The sequence below is a fragment of the Odoribacter laneus YIT 12061 genome, from assembly GCF_000243215.1.
GTDB classification, from domain to species: domain Bacteria; phylum Bacteroidota; class Bacteroidia; order Bacteroidales; family Marinifilaceae; genus Culturomica; species Culturomica lanea.
This window is the reverse complement of record NZ_JH594596.1, coordinates 183,437-203,465: the sequence shown is the minus strand read 5'-3', so window position 1 is coordinate 203,465 and position 20,029 is coordinate 183,437. Positions and strand designations below refer to the sequence as shown.

The window sequence follows — 20,029 nt, the reverse complement described above, 5'->3', positions numbered from 1 at the left end:
AAGGTACCTACAAAAAGATGTATTTTTTAAAATTAATATCTACATTATTCGAATTTAATATTTGATTATCAAATATTTAATAAAATAATCATATCTACATTTAAAGAAAAGAAATCCCAGTTGTCCGTCGGCGTTAACCAGGCTTTGCCCGACGAAAAGGGAGAAGTTTTGGTGTTTTAACGGAGCTTGAGCTGGCAGAAAAGCGAGAGAAACACAACTGAAAACGTAAATAACCGGAGAAAGGGGAACATATTAAATCTACATTTTCTTCATATACTCACTTAAACCTTCGTCCGTTTCCAATCCCAGTTTTTTACGTAAGCGGTAACGGGCCATATTGACAGTTTTAGGAGTAGAACCAACCAGAAGAGCAATCTCTTTTGTGCTAAAATCAATTCGTAAAAAAGAAGCCAATTGTTTTTCATTCTTTGATAAATCAGGATGCCGGGTAGTCAAACGCACAATAAATTCCGCATTGACCCGTTCGATCTCTTCCATTAAAGGACCGATATTTTCTTCCTTATTTTGATATTGAGTAATAAAAGCATTAATCGTCTTTAACTGAGTTTTTATCTCCGGTTTAGCATCCTTATACGACTCCCGGATCATCACTTTAATTTTCTCAATCAATTCATTCTTACTTTGCATATAACAGGCGAAGTTTGTCAATTCCTTCTTGCTGTATTCCAATTCCATTTCGACATTCCTTCGTTCTTCTTCTGTCTTTTCCAGTCGTAACTTCATCATTTCCTGATGTTGAGCTTCAATTTTCTGTGTCGCCAGAGTCAACTGAATTTTGCGTCTGTGTCTGAATCTCCATATCAGCAAAAACAATCCGAAAAACAGGGCCAAAGAAAAAGCCATAACCAGCAACATATCCCGTTCCAAACTCTTGATTTTAAGCTCTTTTTGTTTTAAATTCAATTCCTGTTGCTGGGCTTTAAAACGCCGGTCAGCCACATTTAATTCCATTTCCCTGATTTTCTTATTCGATAAGAGATCCTTCTCCATCTCATACAACCGCTCTATGCTTTCATAAGCTTTCTTATAATTGCCCATTGCCCTATATACCCAGGTCTGATAACGATAATTATCGCATAGCAATTCTTTAGCACTCAAATTTGTCGCCAAAACAAAAGCACTATTCAATTCCTCCAATGCTCTTTTATACTCTTTTAAAAAAAAATATTGAGTACCTAGATTATTATAATTTTCCGCCAGCGACCAATTCGCTCCTAACGATTTATTAAGTTGTATTGCTTCTTCCAATGATTTTATCCTTTCTTCCGGTTTGCCTTCCAAAAGACCCAAATTATTCAAATTAGCAGCAATATTCTTCCGGTCGTTTAACTGACGGTTCAATTCCAATGCTTTTTTAAGGCTGTTCTCTGCTTTCTCGTCTTCCTCTATCCGCTCGTAAGCCAATCCCTCTGCATTATAACAACTGGCAATTCCTGCCGTATCCCCCAACGCAGTGAAAAGTTCGGTTGCCCGCTCTATAAATTGAAATGCCTTTTTTATATCTCCTACACTAATGTACAAATGTCCGATATTTACATTTATCTGAGCTTGTAATTGTTTGTTTTCTGGCGGACATTTATCTAAAGCATTATAAAAAGCTTCGAACCCCATGTCAAAAGAACCGAGATTGACATAGGAACGTCCCAAAGCAACTAATGCCCGGCATAATAAATTCCGGTCCCCGGACAATTCAGCCTTTAGAATAGCCGTATTGGAAAAAGAAATAGCCCGAACCGGATCGGAATAAGAACTTTGATAAGCCCTATCAATATAGACCTGCACTTCTTTCTCCTGTGCATCCTCCTTTATCTCCTTCACAGGAGCCAGAGGCAAAGAAAAAACGATAAAACAGAGAAATAATAAGAGCATATTTTTCGCTATAATATGATCACTTCAAAAAATAACTACCTGCATTAACAGACAGGTATGGTTTATCTGTAAAATATTCACAATGAAATATATCGTAAAAAAGAAATGGCTAAAAACAGCCTTTTTCTACACAGACTAAAAATCAAACAAATATAAGATATTATTCTTATATCCTTCATTTCTAATTATGAATTAGAATTTACTAAGTTTAAAATACGATAAAATACTTTCTTACTTCCGTTCTTTGTATTTACCCCTTTTTCTGTTTATACTATAATTTTTCTTCAGAACGGAACGTCCTTTTATTTTATCCCTATCTTAAACACCATCTGCCTGTCAAACACCCCTTCCATTATAGATAAAATAAATTTTCCTTCCTTCGCTTGTCAGGTTTCAAAAATTTCAGTATCCGTAGAAGATTAAAGCGGGAAGATATCTTTCTCCTCCTTATTTTTTTTACCTTTGAAAGTCTGATAAACAAAAGATAGATTTTTCCTTATCAGTAAAATTTTATTTTAGGACATCACATGCTAAGTTTGAAAAAGTTGTGGCCTTCTCTGTTGCTGCTCATTCTTTATTTTATTATAGATGAATGCCTGGAACCGACCAATGGATTAATCTGTTTAGGCATACTGGGATCGGGAGAATTTATTTATACCCGGTTTAAAGAAAGATACAACGATTGGACGATAGTGTTTATAACTTGTGCCCTCGCCATACCGGCAATCGTAACTTTAACCAGTTCCTCTCCTCTTCCGGAACATTTACAAAACGGAATAACGGAAGCTGCTATCTGTATTTTACTGGGGTTTCTCGCCTTCTCGCACAAAGAGATCAGTTCCACTCTTCCCACTGCCCTCCGTAAAAATTTTCAAATTACTCCGATGCAACAACAAGCAATGAAAATAACAGTACGGATGCTGTTTTTCTTATTGTTTTTCCATACTCTTCTCTTGTTTTTTTCAATCTATTATGCAGATGAAAAAGCGGTGAATTTTGTCAGTGGTGTCCTTCTCTATTTGTTGATCGGCTTATTCATAGGAATTTTATTTGCCCGACGATATTTTATGATTCAAAAGTATAAAAAAGAAGAATGGCTTCCCCTAGTCAATGAGAAAGGAGAAGTCATCGGAAAAGCTCCTCGGAGTTTGTGCCACTCGGGATCTAAACTTTTACATCCGGTAGTACACCTGCATATACAAAATGAAAAAAACGAACTCTTTTTGCAAAAAAGAAGTATGAAAAAAGATTTTTTACCGGGAATGTGGGATACCGCTGTAGGAGGACATATCGGACTAAATGAAAAAATTGAAGAAGCATTGAAAAGAGAAGCTCAGGAAGAATTAGGCATAACAGATTTTGAAGTTCGGTTTAAGGGTTCTTATACCTGGGAAAGCCCCAGAGAAAGGGAGTTGGTTTTCTCCTTCCTTTGTATCCGTTACAACCGTATCCACATCGACAACGATGAAGTAGAGACCGGACGGTTCTGGAATCCTCAAGAAATTGAAGAGGGTATTTCCCAAAATCTCTTCACCCCTAATTTGATTTATGAGTATCAGACCTTTTTCTCCTCCCCCTTTTCTAAAAAATAAAATTTAATCTCCTTTCTTCAATCATTAACTTTTTTCTACTTCCGAATTCCAATTTAATTCGTTCCTTTGCATAAGGATAGAATTGATATAGCATGAACGAAGCGGTTTTAGAGAAATTAAAAATACTGGCGGAATCGGCCAAGTACGATGTATCCTGTGCCTCCAGTGGCACGTCCAGACGCAATACCTCTTCCGGAATAGGAAGCGCCACAGGCTGGGGTATATGCCATAGTTTCGCAGAGGACGGACGTTGCATATCGCTGTTAAAAATCATGCTTACCAATCATTGTATCTACGATTGTGCATATTGTATCAACCGAAGAAGCAATGATCTGAAACGGGCTACATTTTCCGTAACTGAATTGGTAAATTTGACGATTGAATTTTATCGTCGTAATTATATCGAAGGTCTTTTCTTGAGTTCAGGTGTAGTCCGCAATCCGGATTATACTATGGAACGGCTCGTCAGGGTAGCAAAAGAGTTGCGGCTGAATCATCGTTATAACGGCTATATTCATCTGAAAAGCATTCCGGGAGCCAGCCGGGAATTAATCAACGAAGCAGGATTATACGCCGATCGTCTGAGTGTTAATATAGAAATTCCCAACGAACAAAGTTTGCAATTACTGGCTCCGGATAAAAATTTTCAAAGCGTATTTACCCCCATGCGTTATATCCGACAGGGGATACTGGAAAATTTGGAAGACCGGAAAAAGTTTCGGAAAGTTCCCCGTTTTGCACCTGCCGGCCAAAGTACCCAGATGATTATCGGTGCCAGTCCGGACCAAGATAAAGATATCCTCCACCTTTCCTCCGCACTTTATCAAAGACCTACTCTGAAAAGAGTCTATTATTCAGGATTTGTCCCCGTAAACGAATACGATCCTCGTTTACCGGCTTTAAAACAACCCCCTTTGGTCAGGGAAAATCGTCTTTATCAGGCAGACTGGCTGATGCGCTTTTATCATTTTAAAGCTGAGGAGATCGCCAATGAGGCTTACCCGGACCTGGATCTGGAAATAGATCCGAAACTGGCCTGGGCTCTCCGGCATCCGGAAAAATTTCCGGTAGATATCAACAAAGCCGATTATGAAATGATACTGCGCGTACCGGGAATAGGAGTAAAATCCGCCAAACTCATCTTGGTCTCCCGGCGTTACGGCAAATTAGGCAGTCAGCAATTACAAAAAATGGGGATTGTCCTGAAAAAAGCCCGTTATTTTATTACTTGCCAAGAATTACCCTACCAAACAATACAGGAAATTCATCCCGATCAGGTAAGGAAAATTCTGACGAATAAAAACACAGGGCGGAAACGGGAAGATCCCCGTCAATTAAAATTACAGTTTGAAGACGACTGATATGGTGGTGTTCACTTACGACAAAACATTTGAAGGGCTCCTGACAGCTCTCTTTGAGGCCTATTATTATAAAATATTTCCCGACCTTTTATGGGCGGAACAAGAACCTCTCCCTCTTTTCTACGACCGGGTGATTCCGGTCTATACAGACGAAGAGAAATCCAAACGGGTCTGGCAAGGGCTTCAAAAAAAACTAAGCCGGGGAGGCTTGTCTTTCCTGACGATTACCTGGCTGTCCGAGTTAGCGGATGTCGATATGTTGCTCTTCCGTTATATGCGGAAAAATATAGACTCTCCCCAATCCATAGAACTCAATTTCGGAGATCCCGACGTTTTGAAAATCTCCCAAATCTGGAAAAAAGTAAACCAGGAAAAACACCGGCTGTTACAATTCACCCGTTTTCAAAAAACGGCAGACGATATATTTTTCGCCGTTTTTGAACCTCGTTATAATGTTTTGCCTTTAACTACTCCTCATTTCCAAAACCGCTTTTCCGACCAAAAATGGTTACTCTATGATGTCAAACGAAAATACGGCTATTATTACGATCTTTCTGAAGTAACGGAAGTTTATTTCAGTTCGGAAACGACTCCCTTTCAAAACGGCAAACTTTCCGAAGAATATCTGGCTGCAGATGAAAAATTATTCCAACAGCTCTGGAAACAGTATTTCAAATCCATCGCTATACGGGAACGGTTGAACCCCAAACTGCACCGGCAAAATATGCCCGCCCGGTTCTGGAAATACCTGACAGAAAAACAAGATTAACAACCAGAATCCATATCTTCTCAGGAGAAAAGAATAGAATTTTAAATAAATATTTTATTAGCAGTAGAAGTAGGCTTGTAAAAAAGACAGAAAAAGGAGGAAATAAATCTTTAGAATGAAAATAGTACAGAAAGAATACGGCAAAAAAGGAAATCTGAAATATAAAAAAATTACACAAAAGGGCACGTCCCTAATGTGTAATTTCACTGTATCGACTCTTGGGTTTTATCCTAGATAAGTTTTCAATAACTTGCTTCTGGAAGAATGACGTAACCGACGGATAGCTTTTTCTTTAATCTGCCGGACTCTTTCGCGGGTTAAACCGAATTTTTCACCAATTTCTTCCAAGGTCATCTCCTGTGTATTAATACCAAAAAACAGTTTAATGATATCACGTTCTCTTTCAGTTAAAGTAGATAATGCCCGTTCCACTTCTGTAGACAAGGATTCATTAATTAAGGTACGATCGGCTACAGGGGAATCATCATTTACCAATACATCCAACAAACTATTGTCTTCTCCCTCTACAAACGGAGCGTCTACAGAGATGTGACGACCTGAAACCCTTAAAGTATCAGCTACTTTTTCAGCCGGTAAATCCAAGGTATCAGCCAACTCTTCCGGAGAAGGCCGGCGTTCATTTTCCTGTTCAAAACGCGAAAAAGCTTTGTTTATCTTATTCAAAGAACCGACTTGGTTCAAAGGCAAACGAACAATACGGGATTGCTCGGCCAAAGCTTGCAAAATAGATTGACGGATCCACCAAACAGCATAAGAAATAAATTTAAATCCACGGGTTTCGTCAAATTTCTCTGCCGCTTTAATCAACCCCAAGTTTCCTTCATTGATTAAATCCGGAAGACTAAGGCCTTGATTCTGGTATTGCTTTGCCACTGAAACCACAAAACGTAAATTAGCACGTGTCAACTTTTCCAAAGCCCGCTGATCCCCTTTACGAATACGTTGAGCTAATTCTACTTCCTCCTCTACGGTAATCAAATCCTCTTTACCGATCTCCTGCAAATACTTATCAAGGGAAGCACTCTCCCTGTTCGTTATTGACTTTGTAATTTTTAATTGTCTCATACTATCTTATTATACCACCGCAAATATTTTGCAAAAGTAATGTTTTTTATTTAGATACCCATGTAAAAATTGCGGAAGTTTTTTATTAACATTTTTTAATTTAACAATGAAAATGCAAAATATTCAACCCGTCCCCGGGGACTTACAGCCGTAACAAAAACACCCCCGTCCGTCACACTGTTCAAGGCTTTCGCCAAATCTTCTTCGTCATAAAGAACGGAATTATTAATCTTTACTAAGATATAACCTTTTTCTAAACCAGCGGATTTGAATTTTCCATTCCGGATATCTGTAATTTTCACGCCTTTGTTCAACCGATAACGGTAACGGTCTTCTTTGCTCAAGGGACTTACTTTTATGCCCAATAAATCTCCCTCTTCTTTCACTCCTAAAGCCGTATCACCGTATGTATTCTGTAAGGTTACTTCCACTAATTTCTCTGCTCCGTTTCGTTTCACCTTCAACTGTACGGCGCTTCCCGGACGATATTTCCCTAACTGCTCATGAAATTCAGGTGCTGTTTTTATTTCAATACCGTTCATTCCCTGAATGACATCTCCTTTTTTCAAACCACCTTTCTGAGCTGCTCCTCCGGAAATCACATCTTCCACATAAATACCCGACGTCTCTTTCAGTTTCATCTCCTCTGCCACCGCCGGCGTCAATTCCCGCATATAAACTCCTAATACCGCCCGTTGTACTTTTCCATAATCTTTCAAGTCGTTCACCACTTTACGGGCAATGTTGACAGGTACGGCAAAAGAATATCCGGAATAAGCTCCTGTAGGCGACTGTATGGCGGTATTAATCCCAATCAGTTCCCCTCTCGCATTTACCAGAGCTCCCCCACTATTCCCCGGATTCACCGCTGCATCCGTCTGCAAAAACGACTCCAGATTCATTTGTCCCCGGTTCATCCCTAACTCACGACCTTTGGCACTGATAATACCCGCCGTCACCGTAGAAGTTAAATTATAAGGGTTCCCGACAGCCAACACCCACTCTCCTAATACCACATCGTCCGAATTACCATATTCTACACAAGGCAAATTCTTGCCATCTATCTTTAACAAAGCAATGTCTGTATTCGGATCTGAACCTATAATTTTCGCTTCATATTCTTTTTTATCATTCAACACCACAATCACACGGTCGCTCCCCCGAATAACATGGTTATTGGTAATAATATATCCGTCATCTGATATAATTACGCCAGAACCAAAACCCATATTCATTGGTACTTCTCTTTCCTGAGAACGATTTCCAAACCAAAAATCCAAAAAAGGATTACCGACATACTCCCGTCCCATTTGTATGGTTTTAACATGCACCACTCCCGGGACTGTCTTTTTGGCAGCTTCCCTCAAATCCACACTTCCCGGGCCTTCCAAACCGGTATGATCCGGTGTATAAGCTACCTGCTTTACGCCCGGTCCGATAATTTCATGCCGGATTTCCGGCCTCAACGGTTCGCTTTTCCACTCATTGGCTATAAAGAATGCAATAAAACCGCCGACAATACCTAGAATCAAACTAACTAATGATTTTGTAACATTCATACTTTTTTCCGTTTTATTAAATTACATGACTGGCACCCTTTCACAACAGAACAATTTCATTTTTATCCTATCCGAATTTTTCCAGTTGCACTTTATTCCAAGCAATAAGTTTGCCAATAAATTACTAATAAAATCTTAATTAGCAAAGCTTAACGTTAGAAGAGATTTGTTAAATGTTAAAATCCAAGGTCTCTTTCTCCAAATCAAAACAAAGAACACAAAATTTATCCGGTTTCCTTCCCTTTTTCAGGTTCTCCCTCCGATTGGAAGAGAAATCTCTTATCTTACTGATACATATACGATAACAAATAAAAATAGTTGACATTCTGGTGGAATCCTTCTCTTTAGCCCACAAAAATCCCGGAGCTTACTTTCAAACTAAAAGTAAAACTCCGGGACAATCTTTTTTGAAAAATCTTATTCTACCCTCTATTTTTCTTTTAAAGGTTCACTCTTAAATTCTGCAAGCACTTGATTTCGATTCATTAACAATAATGTATGGTCCTTTATTTCAAAACGATCTGTATTTTCCAGCATTTTAAAAAAAGCAGACTCAACTTCCATATCCGGACAAGCCATCCGCGTAGATCCCATCTGGGAAAATTTCAAAGTCTTGCCATCTAATTCATAGCCTCCGAAAAAACGATTGCAACCCGCCATTCCGTCTGCCCTCTTTTCCGTATCATTGAAATGAATATAAACCTTATTCCCGTTTTCTTTCATTTGTAAGGGCTTTCCATCCAGCTTTTCCAATACCCATTTCACTCCCGTCAATTTTACGATATTTCGGGAAGAGTTACAAGCAGTTACCCCCAGTCCTATTAAAATTAAAAATAATATTGTCTTCATATTTTATCTTGTTTAACCTTATTTTGTTATCAAAACTTATGCCAAAATGACAAATTGCAGAAAACTATTTTACTTTTTACTGACAGAATATCCTAATTTCTATTTAAAATCAGAAAACTTTCTTTTTTAACTTCCGAATGTTTACAAGGGGAAAGACGGAAAGCTGCTTCTCATCTGATTCTTCCGGATAGATCCCTCTCTCTTCAGCAAAGTGTTTACCCAAGTACGAATGTACTTTCGAATACTTCTTTCAAAAAGGGAAAAGGAAACGATTTCTCCCCCCTCTTTTCACAAAATCAAAAAATTTTTTTTTAGAAGCAAATTAAAATCTAATTAACGACAAAATTACGTAATAGGTTTGTATATTTGTGGCTAATTTGGAAAAATTAAACTTCGTTATTTAAATAATTAAACTATTTAATATAATTATAACATGTCCAAGGTAATCAAATTAAAAAAGGGCCTTGATATTAAGTTGAAGGGGGAAGCCGAAAAAGTGGTAAAAGCAGGAGGAAAATGTACTCTTTATGCGATGAAACCTACGGATTTTCGTGCACTTACTCCCAAACTGACAGTCAAGGTTGGCGACGTAGTGAAAGCGGGAGATGCTTTATTTACCGATAAGGCAAACCCCGGGATCAAATTTACGGCACCTGTCAGCGGCTGTATCGAAGCTATCAACCGCGGAGAAAGAAGAAAATTATTGGAGGTTGTCATTAAAGCGGATTCCGAAATCACCTATAGAGATTTCGGGAAAGCCGATGTAAACCAACTCAGTCGGGAAGAGATCATCACCCGTCTGCAGGACAGTGGCACATGGCCATTGATCATACAACGTCCTTACGGTATTTTAGCCAATCCGGAAATTACTCCCAAAGCAGTCTTTATCTCCACATTCGACACCGCTCCTTTAGCCCCCGACTTTGAATGGATATTAAAAGAAGAAGGGAAAAATTTACAGGCCGGTATCGATTGTATGCAAAAACTTTGCAATGGAAATGTAAATTTAGGAGTAAAAGAAGGTATCCCTCAGAATGCCGTTTTCAATCAGCTGAAAAACGTCAACATTACGTATTTTGAAGGTCCTCACCCGGCTGGAAATGTCGGTATCCAAATCAATCATATCTCTCCGATCAACAAAGGAGAACACGTTTGGACGGTTAATATACAAGATTTGGCAATCATCGGCCGCCTGTTTACAGAAGGGCATTATGACGCACGCAAAACCATTGCTTTAACCGGTTCGGAAGTAAAGGAAGCTGCTTATTATAAAACGATGATAGGTGCACAAATCTGTTGCTTTACGGCTGACAAATTGAAAAACGAAGTTCACCAGCGGATTATTTCGGGGAATGTACTGACCGGTACAAAAGTAAGCGACAAGGGGTTTCTCGGTTTTTATGCCAACCAGATTACCGTTATTCCGGAAGGGGATACTTATGAATTTTTAGGCTGGGCTACGCCGGGTTTCAACAAATTCTCTGCATCCCGGTTGTTCCCTTCTTTCCTCTGTCCGAATAAGCACTATACCTTAGATGCCAATTACCACGGAGAACGGCGGGCATTTGTCGTTTCCGGACAATATGATAAAGTGTTCCCTATGGATATCCTTCCGGTTTACTTGTTAAAAGCGATTCTGGCAGGAGATATCGATAAGATGGAACAACTCGGAATTTACGAGGTTTTACCGGAAGACATGGCGCTATGCGAATTTGTCTGTACTTCTAAAACCCCTGTCCAGAAAATCCTTGAAGATGGGATTGCTTTGATGATGAAAGAAACCAATTAATACAGTTAAAAGCGAACAAGCAGAGAAGCTTTATAACATTGAAATTTGAATGACATGAATTTTTTACGAAATTATTTAGATAAGCAAAAACCCAAGTTTGAAAAGGGAGGTAAACTGGAAAAATTCCGCTCCGTTTTCACTGGTTTTGAGTCTTTTCTTTTCGTGCCAAACCGCACGACGACTTCCGGTTCTCATATCCGGGATGCTGTAGATCTCAAAAGAACGATGATTATTGTCGTGATTGCTTTAGTTCCGGCATTGCTTTTCGGAATTTACAATGTAGGATACCAACATTTTAAAGCAATCGGCGTATTAGCAGAAACAGATTTTTTCCAAATGTTCTTCTTCGGATTATGGAAAGTACTTCCGATGATTATTGTTTCTTATGTTGTCGGATTAGGAATAGAATTTGCCGCTGCACAGATGAGAGGTCACGAGATTAATGAAGGATTTCTGGTTTCCGGTTTGTTGATTCCCATGATCATGCCGGTGGAAGCTCCTTTATGGATGATTGCTCTTTCCACAGCTTTTGCCGTGATCATCGGCAAGGAAATTTTCGGAGGTACAGGAATGAATATCTGGAATCCGGCTTTATTAGCCCGTGCCTTCTTTTTCTTTTCGTATCCTTCTATGATCTCCGGAGATGCTGTCTGGATTGCCGGTGATCCGACGACAACAGATGCTATTTCTCAGGCAACACCATTGGCTCAAATGGCTTTAGGCCAACCTTTGACTTACACCTCTGCAGATATGTTCTGGGGATTGATCCCGGGTTCTATCGGAGAAACCTCCACCTTCTGCGTTCTACTCGGAGCACTCCTGCTTCTGCTCACCAATGTGGCCAGCTGGCGGATCATGCTATCCGTATTTGTAGGAGGATTCCTCATGTCCCTGGCCTTCGAACCGGTTTCACATGTGGAAGCTTATCAACAGCTATTAATGGGCGGGTTTGCTTTTGGAGCTGTATTTATGGCTACCGATCCGGTCACTTCAGCACAGACCAATATCGGAAAATACATTTACGGTTTACTGATCGGAGCAATGGCTGTCATTATCCGTTGTATAAACCCCGGTTATCCGGAAGGTATGATGTTAGCGATATTATTGATGAACACCTTTGCCCCCTTGATCGACTGGTTTGTGGTACAATCCAATATCAAACACCGTCTGAAAAGAGCCAAAGTTAATGCTTAATAACAGAAAGAGATGAATAAACAAGGAAACACATATACATTTATCTATTCAGTCATTCTGGTCGTAGTAGTCGCAGCACTACTGTCCGTCATATCTCTTTCCCTGCAACCCCGTCAAAACGAGAACAGGCAAAATGAAAAGAGACAGAATATTCTGAGTGCTATACACATCAGTTCTACCGCTCAAAATTCCGCTGAATTGTTTAATAAATATATCAAAGAACAATTTATTGTGAATGATAAAGGCCAAAGAATAGAAGGGAACGCTTTCAATGTAGATATTAAAGAACAGTACAATGTAGCGGCAGACAAACGGGAATTTCCTGTATTTGTTGCAGATGTAGACGGAGCTACTAAATACATACTGCCGATTTACGGAGCCGGTTTGTGGGGCCCGATTTGGGGATATATTTCATTGGATGCAGACAAGTCGACCATTTACGGTACATTCTTCGACCACCAGGGAGAAACCCCGGGTTTAGGAGCCGAAATTACCACCCCCGCTTTTAACAATCAATTCCAAAACAAACAGATTTTCTCCGGGGAGGAGTTAGTCAGTATTTTGGTTATAAAAGGCGGAAATGCAACCGGCAAGAATGAAGTAGATGCCATTTCCGGTGGTACGATCACCTCCAAAGGAGTTGAAAACATGCTCCGAAATTATTTAACCTATTACGAACCGTTTTTAAAACAAAAATAAAATGAGCGCATTTTTTTCAGCGAAGACCCAGGAATATCTCCTTGGTCCTTTGAGCAAAAACAATCCGGTTATTGTACAGGTGCTGGGTATCTGTTCTGCTCTTGCCGTCACCGCAAAGCTGGAACCCGCCATCGTGATGGGACTCTCTGTAACGGCAGTAACCGCTTTTTCCAACGTCATTCTTTCTTTACTACGGAATACGATCCCTACGCGAATCCGTATCATCGTACAGCTCGTCGTAGTGGCTGCATTGGTAATCATTGTAGACCAAGTGTTGAAAGCTTACGCTTACGACGTAAGTAAACAGCTTTCCGTATATGTAGGTTTGATTATTACCAACTGTATCATCATGGGACGTATCGAAGCTTTCGCTTTGGCAAATAAACCCTGGCCTTCCTTACTGGACGGCATCGGAAACGGATTGGGTTACGGTATGATTCTCGTGATCGTGGCATTCTTCCGCGAATTGTTCGGTTCCGGCACCCTCTACGGTTTCCGCATCATCCCGCAATCTTTTTATATCCAAAACGGAGGCCACTATCTGAACAACGGTCTGATGATTATGCCAGCCATGGCCTTGATTCTTGTCGGATTGATTATTTGGGTTCACCGCTCCAGAAACAAGGATTTAATAGAAAAATAATTAAAGAAGAATTAGAAATATGGAAAATCTATTAAATATATTCGTCCGCTCGATCTTCATCGACAACATGATATTCGCATACTTCCTGGGTATGTGTTCTTATCTGGCCGTATCGAAGACGGTGAAGACCTCATTCGGTCTGGGCATAGCAGTTATATTTGTGTTATTCATCACCGTTCCGGTAAATTATCTGCTGGATAACTATGTTTTAAAGCCAGGAGCTTTACAATGGTTGCTGGGAGAAGAAGCCGCTACGATCGACTTAAGTTTCTTAAGCTTTATCCTGTTTATTGCAATCATCGCTGCTATGGTACAATTGGTGGAAATGATTGTAGAAAAATTTGCCCCGGCTCTGTATAACCAACTGGGTATTTTCTTGCCCTTGATTGCTGTAAACTGTGCTATCATGGGGGCTTCGTTATTTATGCAACAACGGAATTATGCAAATGTAGCCGAAGCTACCACTTTCGGACTGGGTTCCGGAATCGGCTGGTTGTTAGCCATTGTGTGTATTGCTGCTATCCGAGAAAAACTGAAATATTCAAATATTCCGGCTCCTCTGCGCGGAATCGGAATTACATTTATTGTAACCGGTTTAATGGCTATCTCTTTTATGAGTTTCCTGGGAATCGACCTCAATAAACTGAAAGCCCAGCCTGTCTCCACTGAAACAGTACAGGCATCACCGGCAATGCAAACCCATACTGCAACGGATGACGCAACGACAGAAGAAGGTATACAGCAAGCTCCGGGACAAACCGGACAAGCAGAAAATAAAACCAATGCCGATGCAGAGTAATTTAAAATTAAAATCTAAAATTTAAAATTAAATGATACTATTAGCAATAAATACAACAATCGTAACTGCCGGTATTGTCGTATTCCTGATTGTCACCCTGATTCTGGTAGGCATTCTTTTGTTTGCCAAAGCCAAACTGACAGCAAAAGGAAATGTAAAAATCAATATCAATGGCGGAGAACGAATTATTACGGCGGAACCAGGAAGTTCACTGCTGTCCACACTGGCCAACCAAAAAATATTTTTACCCTCAGCTTGTGGAGGAAAAGGTTCATGTGGAATGTGTAAATGCCAGGTATTATCCGGAGCAGGTAGTATTTTGCCGACAGAGACCGGATTTTTTTCCTATAAACAACAACACGACAATTGGCGCTTGGCTTGCCAAGTGAAAGTGAAGGAAAACATTGAAATGCGTATCCCGGAAGCCGTTTTAGGCATAAAGAAATGGGAATGTACAGTGGTTTCCAACCGTAATATTTCGACTTTCTTAAAAGAATTTGTCGTCAAACTACCGGAAGGGGAAAACCTGAAATTCAAATCCGGAGGATATATCCAAATCGATGTACCGGCCTTGGACGTAGACTTCAAAGATATGGATATAGATGAAAAGTACAAGGCCGACTGGGAACGCATGAAGATGTTCGACTTAAAAATGCATAATCCGGAACCGACTTATCGGGCCTATTCTATGGCAAACTCTCCGGCAGAAGGCAACATCATTATGCTGAATATCCGCATCGCCACTCCTCCTATCGACCGGGCTACCCGTACTTTTATGCCGGTTAATCCAGGTATTTGTTCTTCTTTCATTTTCTCCCGCAAACCGGGCGATAAGGTGACGATCTCCGGTCCTTATGGAGAATTCTTCCTCCGGGAAACAAACAATGAAATGATGTTTATCGGCGGAGGTGCCGGTATGGCTCCGATGCGTTCTCATATTTTCAACCTGTTCCATACGATGCATACCAAACGCAAAGTTACTTTCTGGTACGGTGCCCGTGCCTTGCAAGAAGCTCCTTATGTGGATGAGTTCAATAAAATACAGGAAGAAAATCCGAATTTCCACTGGACACTGGCTCTTGATAAACCCGATCCGGTAGCCGACGCCGCCGGCGTAGCTTATAAACCCGGATTCGTACATCAGGTGATTTTCGAAAATTACCTCAAGAATCATGAAAATCCGGAAGATATTGAATATTATCTTTGCGGACCTCCTATGATGATCGCAGCTGTCACCAAAATGCTTTACGACCTAGGAGTACCCGACGAAAATGTTATGTACGACAATTTCGGAGGATAAAACGACAGGGTATACAAACAGACTATAATTTCAGGGTTGATACATCAGAATGTATCAACCCTGAAAACTTTTCCTACCTTTGCAGACGTATGAATTCTGCAAAACATGTTAAAATTTATTTTTGCAATTCTCTTTTTCTGCCCTTTTCTGGCAGAAGCCCAATCTGTCATTATCGGACGGGTAATTACCCGAAACGGAGAAGCTGTAAGTGGAGTAAACATTTTTTGTCCGGAGATTCAGCAAGGCACCATAACGGATTCTACAGGCTATTTTAGTCTAAAAGCCGAGCTTCCCTGTCAACTGGAATTCTCTCATATCAATTATAAAAAAACCACTCATCTGGTAAAAGGAAATACCCCTTTTACAGTCATCCTCCGCAATAAATTCAACAACCTGCAAGAGGTCATTGTCAGCGGCCGTACCTCTCCAGGACGCCTCTACTCTTCCCGCAAAGGTATCGAAACAGTTCCGGCTATTTTAGGAGAACAGGATTTGTTAAAATACCTGGCTACTGTACCGGGAATCATCACGACCAATGCCCTCGATCCCGGAATTTATGTCAGAGGAGGCAATAGCTGGGAAAATAGTTTCCTCATCCACGATGTGGAAATTGCAGGCACAGACCATCTGACCGGTATATTAGCTACTTTCGATCCTTATATATTCAACAATTCCACCCTCTATAAAAGTGGCTTTCCAGCCGCCTATAACGGATCCCTTTCCTCTTATATCAATATGATTCCCGATCCCGGAAATAAACAGAAACTGGAAGGAGAACTCACCCTGGGATTAGTATCCTCCGCTTTAAAAGCCAAAGGCCCCCTGAAAAAAAACCATACTTCCTTTGCAGCTTCCCTCCGGACCTCCTATTTACAAGCCATCTCTAAGCTGTATAACCGTTCCGTAAAAGGAAATAATACGGGGAATTTACTTCCGGAATATGCCTTTAACGACCTTAGTCTGAGCGTGGATTCCCGGCTTTCTTCCCAATGGAACCTCAGCGCTTTCGGTATTTTCTCTATGGACAATCTAACGATGAAATTACAAGAAAATGTCCGCTATGATTTTAATTGGAAAACATTCTCCGGAAACCTCAGAACACTTTACACCCCCAATGAAAAAAACCGGTTCCGGTTGAGTATCGGAGGCAAATCTTCTTTCAGTGAAGGGGACGCAAAAGGAAGTATTCCCATGGGAGGAGGCAACCGCCGCTATTCCCTCATCACTCAAATCAGTTATACCGGTCAACTTAACGATCAGCTTCAGTTCTTAACCGGTGGAAAATTTGAACATGCCCGCTTTGAAACCGCCGACAAACCGGATTATGCAGAAAACCTGCTGATTAAAAGTTCAGACAAGTATTTCAATTTATACGAAGCTTATGCAGAAGTGAATTACCGCCACGGAAATCATTTTTTACTCGTGGCCGGCCTGAATTATCAACATTATCGGGGAAACTCCCGGATTAATTCCCTGTCTCCCCGCGCCAAAATCAGTTACTTCACCGGTAAATTCACCCTTTGGCTAGACTATGCCCAAACAACCCAATATTTGAGTCTATATCCTTATTTTACCGTAAAGACGCCAATAGATATCTGGTATCCGCTGGATAAAGGGATGAAACCGGCCCTTTGCCGGCAAATATCCATAGGGGCAGAACAGGAAATCCCCATAGGACTTACTCTATATGCCGGTTTATTCTATAAAAATATGCAGCACCTGAAAGATTTCTCGGCAAACGCATCAACCCGATACAGCGGTCTTACCGACAATATGATCGAAGGGAAAGGCTACGCCAGAGGTTTCGAGCTGGATTTATCTTTCCAGCAAAGGAATCTGCATTTACGTTTTAACTATACCCTTTCAGAATCCAAAAGAAAATTCAAAGAAATCAACAACGGTCAAGCCTTTAACCCTCCTTATGACGTAAAACACAATATAGTTATCAACAGTTCCTTGTATTTCTCTTCCCGCTTTTCGCTCAATCTTTTGTGGACATTTTCCTCGGGAGTATATACGACCTTCCCGGTAGGAGTGGCCCTGGCCCACAACATCACCGACAGTGAAAATAAACCGATACTTATCCCCGTTTATACAGACCGCTATAATTACAAACTTCCGGACAATCACCGGCTCGATGCAAATCTCGATTATCTCTTTCCCTACAAACGGATCCGTTTAAAAATCAGTGCCGGAGCTTACAATGTCTACAATCATTCCAACCCTTCTTTCGTCTATTTTAACCCGGAAGAAAATGAAAACGGAAAAACGAAATTTATCCCGAAATCTAAAGTAATTCTCCCCTTTATTCCGTATATTTCGCTGCATTTAAATTGGTAAATCCATATGCCGGAAATAAAAAAAATCGGAACAATAAAGCGAAAATTTCTCTCTTTCTTGGGGGGAATAAGCTTGTTGTGCTTTTCCTGTATGCCGGAAGACAACCTTCCGATACGCGCTGTAGGAGAAACACCCGGCTATTTTATCGAATGCTACTGCCAACCCAACGAGATATTTTTACTTACGGCCTCTCAAGTACTTCCCATCTCCCAAGAATTGAAACTTACGCTTTCATCCGATTTGCAAATTCACATCCAGGCAGGCGAATTATTCCGCCTCTATCCTGTTTATTATATTTCCCCTCAAAGCGGTTTTGTATATAATTACGCCGCCAACCGTAAACTAAACCGAACGGAATCGGATACGCTTTACCTGTCGATTCTTACCCCTGAAAACAAAACTATTACGGCCCAAACCAGTGTACCGGACGAAGTAAAAATTCAAACATACGAAATAAAAGAGCAAGAAGTGACCATCCGGTTCTATACCTCCCCCGACCCGACTCAAAATTACTATATTTATACTGTGGAAACTTATAGTAAAGAACTTTTACTGGAGCGAAGTACTTGTTTACTGGAAAATCTTCCCCACATCCCTTACGAACAGACAGAAAAAACTCTTTCTTTCACCCCACATGAATCGATAGAAAAAATAATAATCAACCTGAAACACATTACAAAAGCAAATTACGATTATCAAGTGTCATTGAACCGGGCCAACGCCGCTAATCAAGGCAGCATTTCCACTCCCTTCCCCTTAAACGGGAATTTATCAGGGGCTCTCGGTATATTTACCTGCTATACAGAAGACAGCCGCATCGTCCAAATGCCTCTAGATCCCTTCTCTCATACCCCTAAATAACCAGCAGTAGTATGCCTCGATAAAAATTTATCGGAACGGATAGCAAAATTAAATATTAAAAATATTTAATTTTATAATTTACTCCGCTAAAAGGAAATACATTTAGCTATTCCTATTATCTTTGTTGAAATTGTAAATTGGTGTATGCTATGAAAAGACTTTTATTATTATTATTGTTATTGCCTCTCTCTCTTTTTTCCCAGGAAGTAGACAGTAAATATTTAGCCGGTGCAGTACCGGAAGTAGACGGAAAAGTCGTTTTTTCCCAGACGTTAAATATACCCAATATGTCCCAGGACAAGATATTCGATAGTATGCTGGAATGGGCAAATAAGTACTTTCAACCGAACGGCCAGACAAATTGCAAAGTTTTAAATGCAAACAAAGAAAAAGGAGAAATTGCCTGTTTCGGAGCAGAATATCTGATTCTGAATCCCGAAAGTATTTTGCTTAACAAAGCCTTGATTAACTATCATCTTATCCTTACTTGTACAGAAGGACAATGTAAAATTCAAATTTCCCATATTACTTATTATCATCAGGTATCTTCCTCCGACCAACCGGAAAAACATACCGCTGAAACCTGGATATCCGATGAATATGCGCTCAATAAAAATAAGGACAATTTACTCCGCCTTCCGAGCAGATTCCGTATCAGCACTATCGATATGGTAGATAAAATATTCTTCGAAACAGCAGAAATATTGAATGTACCCATTGACAAGCCTCATAAAAGCAAAACTACTTCGACACCTTCCGGTAATAAGACTGTGGAAAACTATAAACAAATTGATCCGAAACAAATCCCCGGAAATATTATACAAATGCTTTCTGAAGACTGGATGCTGATCACTGTCGGAGACCGAACTTTCTTCAATATGGCTACGGCCAGTTGGGGCGGCTTAGGCTATGCATACAGTTTACCGGTAGCCTTTTCTTTTATTTATCCGCAGGCAGACATTGCTCCTTTGTTGGAAGAAAATAACACTTATACACTTTCTTTTTATTCTGAAAATTTCAAAGAGGCCCTCGAATATTGTAACAAAAATTCCGGTACTTCCCTTGAAAAAATAAAGGCAACCCGGCTTCATCCTTTCAGTCTTCCATCCGGAACACAGGCTTTTAAAGAAGCTTGGTTGATCATCGAATGCCGGACATTAGCCATTCCTGTTCTTAACCCGGACACCATTTATAATCCGGAAGTCAAAGCAGAATGGAAAAATAAACCCATACATAAACTCTATATCGGAGAGATACTGAATGTGTGGATGAAATAGGAGGGGACCAAACCCCTCTTT

Annotated in this window: 15 protein-coding genes and 1 pseudogene; 12 read left to right on the top strand and 4 right to left on the bottom strand. The window is 40.3% G+C overall.

The window, feature by feature from the left end:
* Positions 1-258 precede the first annotated feature (258 nt).
* On the bottom strand, positions 259-1,890 hold the full coding sequence (locus HMPREF9449_RS00970) for a tetratricopeptide repeat protein (RefSeq protein WP_009135353.1): 1,632 nt from the start codon (positions 1,888-1,890) through the stop codon (positions 259-261).
* 527 nt (positions 1,891-2,417) lie between these two features.
* Here HMPREF9449_RS00970 and HMPREF9449_RS16960 point away from each other — a divergent pair.
* The 3 genes from HMPREF9449_RS16960 to HMPREF9449_RS00955 all read left to right on the top strand — a co-directional run bounded on the left by HMPREF9449_RS16960 (position 2,418) and on the right by HMPREF9449_RS00955 (position 5,612).
* Entirely contained in the window at positions 2,418-3,482 is a 1,065-nt protein-coding gene (locus HMPREF9449_RS16960) for an NUDIX hydrolase (protein ID WP_009135352.1), read from the top strand.
* Positions 3,483-3,574: 92 nt separating this feature from the next.
* On the top strand, positions 3,575-4,843 hold the full coding sequence (locus HMPREF9449_RS00960; RefSeq protein WP_009135351.1) for a putative DNA modification/repair radical SAM protein: 1,269 nt from the start codon (positions 3,575-3,577) through the stop codon (positions 4,841-4,843).
* A gap of 1 nt (position 4,844) precedes the next feature.
* A complete protein-coding gene (locus tag HMPREF9449_RS00955) occupies positions 4,845-5,612 on the top strand; it encodes a TIGR03915 family putative DNA repair protein (RefSeq protein ID WP_009135350.1) in 768 nt (255 codons plus the stop codon).
* Between the two features lie 225 nt (positions 5,613-5,837).
* Here HMPREF9449_RS00955 and HMPREF9449_RS00950 read toward each other — a convergent pair whose 3' ends face one another.
* The 3 genes from HMPREF9449_RS00950 to HMPREF9449_RS00940 form a co-directional block, all read right to left on the bottom strand.
* Complete coding sequence (locus HMPREF9449_RS00950; RefSeq protein ID WP_009135349.1) at positions 5,838-6,698, bottom strand: sigma-70 family RNA polymerase sigma factor; 861 nt, start codon at positions 6,696-6,698, stop codon at positions 5,838-5,840.
* A gap of 95 nt (positions 6,699-6,793) precedes the next feature.
* The gene (locus HMPREF9449_RS00945) at positions 6,794-8,257 is read right to left on the bottom strand and encodes a Do family serine endopeptidase (protein ID WP_009135348.1); all 1,464 of its coding nucleotides are present in this window, start codon (positions 8,255-8,257) and stop codon (positions 6,794-6,796) included.
* Between the two features lie 429 nt (positions 8,258-8,686).
* Positions 8,687-9,106, bottom strand: coding sequence for an META domain-containing protein (locus tag HMPREF9449_RS00940; protein ID WP_009135347.1), 420 nt, complete (start codon positions 9,104-9,106; stop codon positions 8,687-8,689).
* Positions 9,107-9,539: 433 nt separating this feature from the next.
* On the opposite strand from HMPREF9449_RS00940, the gene HMPREF9449_RS00935 reads away from it, so the two are divergent.
* The 9 genes and pseudogenes from HMPREF9449_RS00935 to HMPREF9449_RS00895 all read left to right on the top strand — a co-directional run bounded on the left by HMPREF9449_RS00935 (position 9,540) and on the right by HMPREF9449_RS00895 (position 20,008).
* Positions 9,540-10,895: a Na(+)-translocating NADH-quinone reductase subunit A gene (locus HMPREF9449_RS00935; RefSeq protein ID WP_009135346.1), complete on the top strand. Its 1,356-nt coding sequence runs from the start codon at positions 9,540-9,542 to the stop codon at positions 10,893-10,895.
* A 54-nt stretch (positions 10,896-10,949) separates the two neighbouring features.
* Positions 10,950-12,089 (top strand): NADH:ubiquinone reductase (Na(+)-transporting) subunit B, encoded by a 1,140-nt coding sequence (locus HMPREF9449_RS00930; RefSeq protein WP_009135345.1) that lies wholly within the window; start codon positions 10,950-10,952, stop codon positions 12,087-12,089.
* A gap of 12 nt (positions 12,090-12,101) precedes the next feature.
* Positions 12,102-12,788, top strand: coding sequence for an NADH:ubiquinone reductase (Na(+)-transporting) subunit C (gene nqrC / locus HMPREF9449_RS00925; RefSeq protein ID WP_009135344.1), 687 nt, complete (start codon positions 12,102-12,104; stop codon positions 12,786-12,788).
* 1 nt (position 12,789) lies between these two features.
* The gene (locus HMPREF9449_RS00920) at positions 12,790-13,431 is read left to right on the top strand and encodes an NADH:ubiquinone reductase (Na(+)-transporting) subunit D (protein WP_009135343.1); all 642 of its coding nucleotides are present in this window, start codon (positions 12,790-12,792) and stop codon (positions 13,429-13,431) included.
* A gap of 19 nt (positions 13,432-13,450) precedes the next feature.
* A pseudogene (gene nqrE, locus HMPREF9449_RS00915) lies at positions 13,451-14,068 on the top strand (NADH:ubiquinone reductase (Na(+)-transporting) subunit E); the annotation flags it as partial.
* A 193-nt stretch (positions 14,069-14,261) separates the two neighbouring features.
* The gene (nqrF, locus tag HMPREF9449_RS00910) at positions 14,262-15,530 is read left to right on the top strand and encodes an NADH:ubiquinone reductase (Na(+)-transporting) subunit F (protein ID WP_009135341.1); all 1,269 of its coding nucleotides are present in this window, start codon (positions 14,262-14,264) and stop codon (positions 15,528-15,530) included.
* A gap of 105 nt (positions 15,531-15,635) precedes the next feature.
* Positions 15,636-17,870 carry a TonB-dependent receptor gene (locus HMPREF9449_RS00905; protein WP_009135340.1) on the top strand — a complete coding sequence of 745 codons (2,235 nt, stop codon included), beginning with the start codon at positions 15,636-15,638 and terminating at the stop codon, positions 17,868-17,870.
* A 6-nt stretch (positions 17,871-17,876) separates the two neighbouring features.
* Positions 17,877-18,731, top strand: a complete 855-nt coding sequence (locus HMPREF9449_RS00900) for a DUF4249 family protein (RefSeq protein ID WP_009135339.1) — start codon at positions 17,877-17,879, stop codon at positions 18,729-18,731.
* Between the two features lie 149 nt (positions 18,732-18,880).
* On the top strand, positions 18,881-20,008 hold the full coding sequence (locus HMPREF9449_RS00895) for a DUF4468 domain-containing protein (RefSeq protein WP_009135338.1): 1,128 nt from the start codon (positions 18,881-18,883) through the stop codon (positions 20,006-20,008).
* Positions 20,009-20,029 lie beyond the last annotated feature (21 nt).